This window comes from Dysgonomonas sp. PF1-14 (genome assembly GCF_029892965.1).
GTDB lineage: Bacteria > Bacteroidota > Bacteroidia > Bacteroidales > Dysgonomonadaceae > Dysgonomonas.
The window spans coordinates 63,729-74,496 of sequence record NZ_JARXWN010000022.1; the positions used below are offsets into that span (position 1 = coordinate 63,729).

At 32.7% G+C, this 10,768-nt stretch carries 10 protein-coding genes and 1 pseudogene; 8 read left to right on the forward strand and 3 right to left on the reverse strand.

From position 1 onward, the window contains the following. Positions 1–326 precede the first annotated feature (326 nt). Together M2448_RS18875 and M2448_RS18880 are read left to right on the forward strand one after the other, a co-directional pair. The gene (locus M2448_RS18875; protein ID WP_280647732.1) at positions 327–1,130 is read left to right on the forward strand and encodes a hypothetical protein; all 804 of its coding nucleotides are present in this window, start codon (positions 327–329) and stop codon (positions 1,128–1,130) included. Positions 1,131–1,140: 10 nt separating this feature from the next. Beyond that, entirely contained in the window at positions 1,141–3,306 is a 2,166-nt protein-coding gene (locus M2448_RS18880; RefSeq protein ID WP_280647731.1) for a carboxypeptidase-like regulatory domain-containing protein, read from the forward strand. Between the two features lie 80 nt (positions 3,307–3,386). On the opposite strand, the gene M2448_RS18885 is transcribed toward M2448_RS18880, so the two are convergent. From M2448_RS18885 to mobA, 3 genes are read right to left on the reverse strand one after another with little or no spacing between them, the layout of a single operon-like run. Next, a complete protein-coding gene (locus tag M2448_RS18885; protein WP_348523108.1) occupies positions 3,387–4,379 on the reverse strand; it encodes a relaxase/mobilization nuclease domain-containing protein in 993 nt (330 codons plus the stop codon). Next, entirely contained in the window at positions 4,379–4,633 is a 255-nt protein-coding gene (locus M2448_RS18890; RefSeq protein ID WP_280647730.1) for a hypothetical protein, read from the reverse strand. The genes M2448_RS18885 and M2448_RS18890 overlap by 1 nt, the downstream gene beginning before the upstream one ends. Next, positions 4,618–5,052 carry a conjugal transfer protein MobA gene (gene mobA / locus M2448_RS18895; protein ID WP_280647729.1) on the reverse strand — a complete coding sequence of 145 codons (435 nt, stop codon included), beginning with the start codon at positions 5,050–5,052 and terminating at the stop codon, positions 4,618–4,620. Before mobA ends, M2448_RS18890 begins: the two co-directional genes overlap by 16 nt. A gap of 805 nt (positions 5,053–5,857) precedes the next feature. Between mobA and M2448_RS18900 the strand changes: the two genes are divergently transcribed. The 6 genes and pseudogenes from M2448_RS18900 to M2448_RS18925 all read left to right on the forward strand — a co-directional run. Continuing rightward, positions 5,858–6,622: a ParA family protein gene (locus tag M2448_RS18900; RefSeq protein WP_280647728.1), complete on the forward strand. Its 765-nt coding sequence runs from the start codon at positions 5,858–5,860 to the stop codon at positions 6,620–6,622. A 2-nt stretch (positions 6,623–6,624) separates the two neighbouring features. Further along, positions 6,625–7,059, forward strand: a complete 435-nt coding sequence (locus M2448_RS18905) for a DUF3408 domain-containing protein (protein ID WP_280647727.1) — start codon at positions 6,625–6,627, stop codon at positions 7,057–7,059. 56 nt (positions 7,060–7,115) lie between these two features. Then, entirely contained in the window at positions 7,116–7,829 is a 714-nt protein-coding gene (locus tag M2448_RS18910; RefSeq protein WP_280647726.1) for a hypothetical protein, read from the forward strand. A gap of 241 nt (positions 7,830–8,070) precedes the next feature. Continuing rightward, complete coding sequence (locus M2448_RS18915) at positions 8,071–8,364, forward strand: DUF4134 domain-containing protein (RefSeq protein ID WP_280647725.1); 294 nt, start codon at positions 8,071–8,073, stop codon at positions 8,362–8,364. Between the two features lie 72 nt (positions 8,365–8,436). Beyond that, on the forward strand, positions 8,437–8,763 hold the full coding sequence (locus tag M2448_RS18920; RefSeq protein ID WP_280647724.1) for a DUF4133 domain-containing protein: 327 nt from the start codon (positions 8,437–8,439) through the stop codon (positions 8,761–8,763). After that, positions 8,760–10,673, forward strand: a pseudogene (locus M2448_RS18925) (TraG family conjugative transposon ATPase); the annotation flags it as partial. The gene M2448_RS18920 and the pseudogene M2448_RS18925, both read left to right, overlap by 4 nt. Positions 10,674–10,768: the final 95 nt, after the last annotated feature.

A 10,768-nucleotide genomic window follows, 5' to 3' on the forward strand; every position in this document is an offset into this window, starting at 1 on the left:
ACCCAATCATATAGCCGGTTTCTTATTTTTACTTTATCAGGTAGTTTTGTTACATTAATAAATATTCTCATTATACATCATTTCAATTTATGGGAAATAACCACGTTGAAAATTGCTATTATCTTACAAATAGTCATAGAGTTAAATCCCTTTTATTCTGACATTTCAATTATTGGATCAAGTATAAACACACATAATTATCATAATTTGGAATTACTCAAAACTGGGATGTTTGATAGAAATTATTTATTCTCATCGCTATGGTATATCCATTTTATTATATGGTCAGTGTTAACTTTTATATTAATTGCTAAAATATGACGACTATGAAATTAAAAATTTTCTCTGTAGTATTCTTAATACTATCTTGTTACTCATCTTGCATTGCCAGAAACAATAGTAAGATAAAAGATAAATATTCTTGTACCGAACAATTGGATAAGATTGATTACTTGAAAGATATTCAAAACAAGATTAATAATGCATTTGGAATTTGCTTTATGCAACAGAAAACAGATCCGCTTGATGAAATTATTAACGAGTTAAATAATCTTTATACAAAAAATAAGAATGAAATAATTTTATATTGGTTAGCCTATTCCAATTATTATGAATGCATTTATTATATGCAAACTCAAAATCAAGAAAAAAGTAAAATTTCCGCCAAAAATGGAATTAAAAACATAGAAAAAATGTCTAATTACAATTCTGATGATTTAGCATTATTAGCTCAAATTCAATCAATTTCGCTTCAATTTGAAAATCAGATGAAAATCCCAATGTTATCAAATTCAATTAATCAGAATATAGAAAAATCTATTAGTTATGATAAAAATAACATCAGGGCTTATTATGTTGCAGGAAGTTATGATTATTATACGCCCGAGCAATTTGGAGGAGGAACAAAAACTGAGGAGTATCTCTTGAAAGCCATAAGAATTAAAGAGGAGAACTTATCAAATTCATATCTACCAACTTGGGGCAAGGAAGAAGGATATGGGTTGTTAATACAGTACTACATAAAGAAGCAAAAAACAGAAGAAGCAAAAATATTATTTCATGAAGCTAAATCTATATTTCCGAATAGTTATATGATTAATAATCTAGCATCATTATTAGTATCAAAATAAGTGATGATAAATGAATAATAGATACTTATCAATTATTTTATATCTACTTTTTTCATCAATAGCTTTTCCTTTCACTTTAGATGCAAAAGAAATAAAGATCGAAGGAGAGGTTATTGATGAAAAAAAAGAGTCGTTGATTGGAGTTAGTATTAGTAATGGTAATTTCAAGAGTTATACTATTTCTGATGAAAATGGGAATTTTTCAATAATGGTGGCATTAAAAGATACAATAGTTTTTTCATATATTGGATATGAAAAAAAACATATAATTATTACAGAAGACTTAGTTGAAAAATATATTATAGTTGAACTCAAACCCAATGCTGCTTTTTTAAACGAGGTTATAGTTAGTGCGCCTGAACCCATGTCATCTAATTTCTCTACTATCAAATTAGACCAAATGGCAATTTATCTAAATCCAGTTGCCGATGGTGATGCATTAAAAGCAATTACACTATTACCATCTTCGACTACGATTGATGAGTCAGCATCGCCATCTTTACGTGGAAGTGATGCAAATAGATCCGTTGTATTAATTAATGGTGTACCTATACAAAACCCTGTAAAATATAGTGAAGTTAATGGAACTGGTTCATTTAGTCTGTTCAGCACTGAAATTATAAAGGATGAGATGGTGTATGCGAGTAACCCGCCTATAATATATGGAAAAGCATCAGGTGGTGCTATAGGAATTGAAACTGTTGATGAGATTAAAACTAATAATTTTCAATTATCAACTCAACTTGCGGGAACCAGTATTTTTTTTAACCAAAAAATATCTAATAGAATTTTCATTCAACTATTAGGAAACTTACAATACTCCGATCTATATACAAAATTAAATAGTAATGTCCCACTTATAGATAATTTTAAGACTGAAGACATTGGTGCAAATATTGTTATGAATATGAAATCTCATAAAGTAAAAACATATATTTATGCTATTGATGAAGGCTATACTGGAACAGATAATTCTTATAATTTTGAAGGTAAAACCGATTATGGCAATAGACGGTTATTTATTGTGAATAACTATAAGAAGCTTTTAAAAAATGGCGTGATTTCAATTGATAATCTAATCGACTTAAATAAACAAACCTATAAATTCGGAATAATTAACTATGAAAGTAAGTATACTCAATATTATGGAAATATAAATTATCGACATTCTCTCAACAAGAATTTTTCTATAATTAGCGGTGTAAATTTTGATTATACTGATAATAGCTTAAAAGGGGATGTGCCTTTAAAATATTATTCGCTTAGAGAAAATGCCTCAATATATAATATGGATACGAATAACTCTTTAAAAAATCTTGAATACTATTTATATTCCAAATGGGATATAAATAATAAATTTAGTCTATCAGGAGGAATTAGATATAATTTTATAAAGAGAGAAAATAAGAATAATATTAGTACACAAATTTCCTCAAAATATAATCTTACTAATGATCAATCATTATTACTGGGTATTGGAAAATATTACAATTATTCATTATTTGATCCGTTCTCAGCTGATTATTATTTACTGAAAAGTAGTCAGTTTACATTAGATTATATATTTACGAAAAAGGATAATTATTTTTCTGCGGCATTATATCATAAAAGAGAAGATGGAACAGAAAATATATTGAATGATTTATATTCAACAACAAACACAAAAAATAATATATTTGGCTTAGAATTATTTTATGAAACATATTTCAGTAATTATTTTAAATTGTCACTCGGATACACTTATATATATAATAAATTTATAATAGATGACAAAGAGTACAAGAAATCAAATCATCTTCCTTATTTACTTAAGATTTCTTTGAATTATAATAATTATAAAGTTTTAAACATTGCTCTGACATATATTACAAGAGGAGGAACTTATTATACGCCAATTGTAGATACTAAATTTGATGATAAAGAGGATGTTTACTACCCGATAAGAGGAAGCTACAATAGTGATAGATATGCAAATTACAACAATCTCTCTTTGAATATTAATAAAATTTTCTTTGTAAAAAAACATACAATTACACCTTTTTTCTCATTAAATAATCTTTTAAATATCAAAAATCAAAAACAAAAAGTCTATGAGAACGATTACACAAAATCTAAATTCTTTTATTATTCTCCAATTTCCGTATACTTTGGTGTTATGTTAAAATTTGGCTATTAACACGCCAGAATACTCACTACATATACTTACTTCAAATTATTATTTTCCACATCATAATGGACTCTAATATAAATATAATTTCAAATTCTTCTTTTCACTTTTTTACCTTTTCTCTTTATTTTACGAATGAATTCTTCTTCCTCGGCATAAAAGCCCATAGAACCTGGAGAAAAATTACCAAAAATCTCATCAACTAAAATTAAAGAAGAGGGTGATTTATGAAAATCATTCTTAATATATTTTGATGTGTCGTTGGATATATTCGGAGTATCTTGATCTTGCTCCTGACTGAAATGAGAATTAAATATATTTGCTGAAAATTCTTTTCCTAAACGGGAACCATTACATACAACCTTATTTTTGTGATCTATAAATGTTACACCATATATCCTGTTACTCTCATTTTGCCGGAATACCACATCTACAGAAAATTTCTGCATCAAAGAAATAAACTGTGCTTGATTATTACTTGCCTTTAAAGATTTCAGAATGCTATTTTTCAATTGATGAGCTCCCAACCCTTTCTCTTTTATCCGGACAGTATGTTTTTCTATAATTTTGGAAATTGTATTAAATCCTACCTCTTTGCTTATCCTTGAAGATTTAATCGAAGTTCCAATTATTTTACCCGAATCATCTGTTGGAGAATAAACAATACCGTTGTACTTCTTGTTTTCGCTTTCTCCTTTAAGATGTTTCATATCGATGTTGTAACAGGAGAACAGAGCATTTAATTCGCCAAGTGATTGAAATGTATATTCTTTAAGAACCGATTTTACGACATTTGATATTTGGCCTTTTATATTGGCTTTTGAGTAATCTACTTTCTGTAAATATAACTTATCGGACAAAACATCTTCTGGTAACTGATTTAATTTATATTTTTTTTCCAATTCCCTGCAAATCTGCATAGATTTCATTTTTTCAAAGCTATCATCGATTTTAACACCGTTCTCGTTTACATTTACAGTTACTATATGTAAATGGAGTCTCGCAATGTCATCATGTTGATAAACAAGAAAGGGTTGATTTCCATAACCTAATTCTTGCATATAGTCCTGAGCTAGTATTATTAATTCATTTTAGTTATTTTATCGCGTGGATCGGGATTCAAGGAAATATGTACAACAGGCTTTTTTGTCCTTTTATTGGCTATTAAATATGGCTCGAATGACTTCATGGCATTATAAAGGGAAACGCCTCCACTGGGATAGTCTTGGATTATTTTATTCGAAAAAAGTAGTTCCCCTTTCGATTCATCTACCTTTTTCTGGTTATAAAAGAGTGTTCCGTATAAGGATGAACCGTGTGTTATTTTTGCAACCATTTAGTATTAAATTCCTCTGTCAGTTTAAATATTTCCTTGCTGATAACGATTAATTGTATGGTTAGTTTTTCCAATTTACTAAGTAAAACTAAGCCTCTTTTTTCGTCATAATTGACTTTAATCGCTTTTGTGATTTGATTGTAATTATTGCCTATAGCCTGATATTGATTGTAGAAAGCTGATAGTTTTATGTAAAAATCCATTGCGGATTTATCTATTTTCACAACCTTTATTTCTTTAGAAAACATCAGATTTGAAATAAATCTGCTTATATTGGTAACACCGTTTTCTACAAGTAATGCCCTGAACTTATCATTCTGTTCTTCATCCAGATTCACAGTGTAACGATATACAAGCGATTTATTTTTCTTTTTCCCTACTTGTTCCGATATATTATTTCGGTTTTCTTGATTTGCCATTCCTGATTATTATATTTCGATCCGACAAGATTTTCGACTTTGGAGAAAATCACCCCCAACCGGCAGGTTGGGCAAGTTTTGTTTTTGCTGCAAAATTTATTTTTGCTGCACAAAACACAACTTGCTAATTGCTATTGCAATTAAAATGCACATAGTCTTGAGTATTATCATTTCATAAATTTTTATTTTTGAGAACTTCACATTTATCTGCTCAGTAAATATTGTTTTTATTGAAAGATTTATCCTTCTCATAGTTTCTTATTGTTAAGTTGATAGATCTACCCTATTTCCATAAACTATAAAGAAAAGAGGTGTCAATAATAATTTCAAAGGACAAAGTTAAAAACATATTATTCTGTATACAAGATGGTTATGTATGACAAACGACGACATATGACGACATATATCGTCAGCATAGTATATAAATATACTAATATGTTTTTTTTGCATTGAGGTATCGAGGTATTAAGGTATTGAGGTATTGAGGTATTGAGGTATCGAGGTATCGAGGTATTGAGGTATTGAGGTATCGAGGTATTGAGGTATCGAGGTATTGAGGTATTGAGGTATTGAGGTATCGAGGTATCGAGGTATTGAGGTATCGAGGTATCGAGGTATCGAGGTATCGAGGTATCGAGGTATCGAGGTATTGAGGTATTGAGGTATTGAGGTATCGAGGTATCGAGGTATTGAGGTATCGAGGTATCGAGGTATCGAGGTATCGAGGTATCGAGGTATTAAGGTATCGAGGTATTAAGGTATTAAGGTATTAAGGTATTAAGGTAAAATTTAAAAATAAAAAAACATGAAAAAAGAAACTTTATTTATTGCAATCGGAAATCAAAAAGGTGGAGTTGGCAAATCAACAATAACAGCAACAATCGCAAGTTATTTACAGTATCAGATGAACATGAGTGTCGCTATAATAGATTGTGACTTCCCCCAATATTCCATTTACAAGATGAGAGAGACAGATATTGAAACCATTAACAAAAATAAGGATCTACAGGTTTTGCTACAAAAGCAATTCCATAATTCGAATAAAAAAGCATATCCTATTATTGCCGGCACTCCGGAAAACGCAATAGATCTTGCAGTAGAATTGACTGAGAATAGTGCTACTACCTTTGATATTGTATTTTTTGATTTACCGGGTAATGTAACCAGCGAGGGTATTTTAAAGCTTATGTTCAACTTAAATTACATTTTTGTGCCTATAATAGCAGATAAAAGAGTGTTACAGAGTAGTTTATCTTTTATTCTCGCAGTAAAAGAATTTCTCGGAAGAAAAGATATTAACAAAAGACTTAATGATGTTTTTATTTTCTGGAATAAGGTTGATAGACGAGAGAGTACTGAATTATACAGTATGTTCAATAAAGTGCTGAAATCAGAAAATTTAAGTGTATTAAAGACGATTATACCAGATGCAAAGAAATACAACAAGGAGTTGTCTATTCTTAAACCAACAGCATTCAGGTCTACACTCTTCGCTCCTGATAAAAAAATGCTTAAAGGGAGTAATCTGGAAGAACTTGTTTTGGAGATAATAGAAAAAATTGGGTTATAACTATGGCCAAGAAACAAATAGCCGAAGTTAATCTCAACGAGGATGAGATTAGAAGAATGATTGCTGGTAATATTACTCCTCTTGGAGAAAATATTAAACAGAAAGAACAAAGTAAAGAGGAGTACAATACAGATTTTATTTCAAAGCAAGAAGACGAACCTATTCCAGAAGTAAAAATAGAAAGGAAGAGGAGAATCAAGGGCAGTTATTCTGATATTTTCTTAACCATCAGAAAAACATCTAATAAGAGAAAAGTAACTCTGTATTTAAGCGATGATAATTACCGTAATATAATGGATACTCTAAAAGCAACGGATGGTTTATCCATTGTCGTATTTATAAACAATATGATTGAACATCATTTTGATCATTATAGAAATGATGTCTTGGATTTGCAACAAAAAATTATTAACAACATATTCAATAAACTAAAATGAAACTTATATTCTATATTATCTTAGTTAGTATTATTCAATGTATAAGAATAACCGGAATGATAGCCCTATTTTGTTTGGGAATGGTTTTTACCTTATTCAACTCTTTGGAATTACTGCTAATTGAATATCAAATGAAAGCACATGTTTTCTTTGAAAAAGAAATCTCAGTTTTGTCAAAAAAAGAGAAAAATAAAGATGTGGCAAAAGAAGAACCTGTTAAAGTAAACAAGGCATCCCCAGAAAGCATATATGACATTGTTGGCAAGACAAGAACAGAACTCATTGACATTTCCTCTATTACTGACAACAACAAGATAAAACAGGAAAAATCAGTAAAAGAGGAAGAGTCTGACCCCATACCAAACATGCCTGATATCCCTTTAGAAAGTAATGATCCGGCCTATATGGAAGATGATGATATAAATCCGGATGATATTGATATAACAGTCAAAAGCCTGTCATTAAAAGAAATATTGGAGGAAGAAGACCCTGAAATGTTTTTGCATAATGATATGCCTTCGGAAGGATTTTCAAGTGGATTATCGTTCGAACAATTAAACGAAACATATGAAGGCCTGACATCCGGGAAAATGAATAAAATTCAAGAATCAGAAGCTAAAAAAGTTTTAATATCGGCAGAAGGCACTCCTATATTCGATTTTTTTACTGTCCATGAAAAGTGTAAGGAAAAAGCTCAACTCTTATTTGATGTTGAGAATAATGATACCAACGCAAACAACGATGAGTTTGATATAAAAAAATATCTATAATTGCTAAATGCAAAACCGGATAATCTTCTCCGGCTGATACAATATTATAATTCTTTTTCAAAGTTTCCTGCTTAAAATAAACACAGGGACTTGAAAAAGAATTATTTTTTTTATTCTCTATATCGCAGTTATGACAAATGACGACAAACGAGGAAACATATCGTCATCATTGTATTTCAGAATATTAGCTAAATATTTTTGTTATCGCAATTCATTTTTGTCTAACTAAATTTTATTTGCGATGAAAAAAATTACAATTATTTCTGTACTGTTATGTGTTGCTGCCGGTGTTTTCGCCCAAGGTAACGGACTGCAAGGAATTACCGATGCCACGAATATGGTAACCTCGTATTTCGATCCGGGCACAAAGTTGATTTATGCCATTGGTGCAGTCGTTGGGCTGATTGGTGGGGTAAAAGTTTATGGGAAATTCTCTTCCGGTGACCCCGACACCTCTAAAACGGCCGCATCTTGGTTCGGAGCTTGTATCTTTTTGATTGTAGCAGCTACTATCCTGCGTTCATTCTTCTTGTAAAATCCCCCTTATCCCCATAAGGGGAGATAAGTATTGAGGCTAAAATCTAAGTTCAATTAAAAAACAAGAAGAATGGAATATTCAATTAACAAAGGAATAGGTAAGCCTCCCGAATTTAAGGGGTTGAAGGCTCAATACCTCTTCATTTTCGCAGGAGGATTACTGTCCGTATTCGTACTCTTTGTCATTATGTACATGATAGGTATCAGCCAGCCAGTATGCATTGGCTTCGGAGTTACAACTGCCGGAGTACTTGTCTGGGGAACTTTTTATCTGAACGAGAAATACGGGGAATTCGGGTTGATGAAGTTACAGGCTATCCGCAATCATCCTAAGTACATCATTAACCGCAAGCGGTTGCAACATCTGTGGCGAACAAGAAAGGAGGAAATCAAATGAGAAATGTAATGAAGGCTGCCACTTTAGAAAGCAAATTCCCTTTACTAGCTGTCGAACAGGATTGCATTATCAGCAAGGATGCAGATATAACAGTGGCGTTCAGGTTGGAACTACCTGAATTATTTACCGTTACTTCTGCTGAATATGAAGCGATGCACTCAGCATGGCTCAAGGCAGTCAAAGTATTGCCGGATTATTCGGTAATATGTAAACAGGACTGGTTTGTAGAAGAAAACTACAGACCGGAGTTGGAAAAGGAAGACATCAGCTTTCTGTCCCGCAGCTTTGAACGCCATTTCAATGAGCGTCCGTACCTGAATCATACCTCTTATTTGTTCCTTACAAAGACTACCAAAGACAGGACACGTCAGCAAAGTAATTTCAATGCTTTAACCAGAGGTTTCATCATCCCAAAAGAGATGCAAGACAAAGAAACGGTTTTGAAATTTTTGGAGTCAGTCGGTCAATTTGAACGTATTATCAATGATTCGGAATTTATTAGACTAACCCGTTTGACAAGTGACCAGATTGTAGGAACAAAAGAACAGGCTGGCATAGTAGAGAAGTATTTCTCCTTATCGCAGGAAGATACAACCTGCTTGCAGGATGTTACATTAGGAGCAAACCAGATGAAAATCGGGGACAACTATTTATGCCTGCATACGCTTTCAGATGCAGAAGACTTGCCTGGGCATGTGGAAACAGACACACGCTATGAACGGCTATCGACTGATCGCAGCGACTGCCGGTTGTCTTTCGCTGCACCGATAGGTGTATTACTATCCTGTAACCATATTGTCAATCAGTACATCTTTATTGATGATCATGTCGAGAATCTGAAACGTTTCGAGAAGCAGGCGCGTAATATGCATTCACTTTCCCGTTACAGCCGTTCCAATCAGATTAATAAGGAATGGATAGAACATTATCTGAATGAAGCACATAGCTATGGTTTGACATCTGTACGCTGCCATGTCAATGTAATAGCATGGAGCGACAGCAAGGAGGATCTCAAACGAGTAAAGAATGATGTAGGTAGCCAATTGGCTTTGATGGAGTGTAAACCGCGGCATAATACAGTTGATACTCCAACCCTGTTCTGGGCGGGTATCCCAGGTAATGCAGGGGATTTCCCGGCAGAGGAAAGTTTTTACACTTTTATCGAACAGGCTTTGTGCTTCTTTATTGCTGAAACGAATTATCGGAGTTCTCCTTCTCCATTTGGCATCAAGATGGTAGACCGTTTGACGGGAAAACCCTTGCATTTAGACATTTCTGATTTACCTATGAAACGGGGAATTATTACTAACCGGAATAAGTTCATCTTAGGGCCTTCAGGTAGCGGAAAGTCATTCTTTACCAACCACATGATACGCCAGTATTACGAGCAAGGTGCCCATGTGTTACTGGTAGATACGGGAAACTCCTATCAGGGACTCTGTGAATTGATACACAATAAGACGATGGGGCAAGATGGAGTGTACTTTACATATACCGAGCAGAGCCCAATAGCTTTCAATCCATTCTATACGGATGGTAATGTGTTCGATATTGAAAAAAGAGAATCTATCAAAACACTGATTCTTACACTATGGAAACGGGATGACGAGCCACCGACACGGGCGGAAGAGGTAGCATTGTCCAATGCTGTCAGTGGATACATAGAACTTATCAGGTCTGATAATTCTATTAAGCCGTCTTTCAACACATTCTATGAATTTATAAAAGCGGATTACCGTCGAATTCTGGATGAAAAGAAAGTCAGGGAAAAGGATTTCGACATTGATAATTTTCTGAATGTACTGGAACCATATTATGATGGAGGCGAATACGATTTCCTTTTGAACTCGGATAAGGAACTGGATCTGTTGAATAAACGCTTTATCGTATTCGAAATCGATGCGATAAAAGGTGCGCCCGTCAAGGCAGCATAAGAAATATCCTTTGGCAAGGATTAGGTAAGTGTTCTTTGAAAAACCTATCATCACCCGGCTTATCTGAAAGG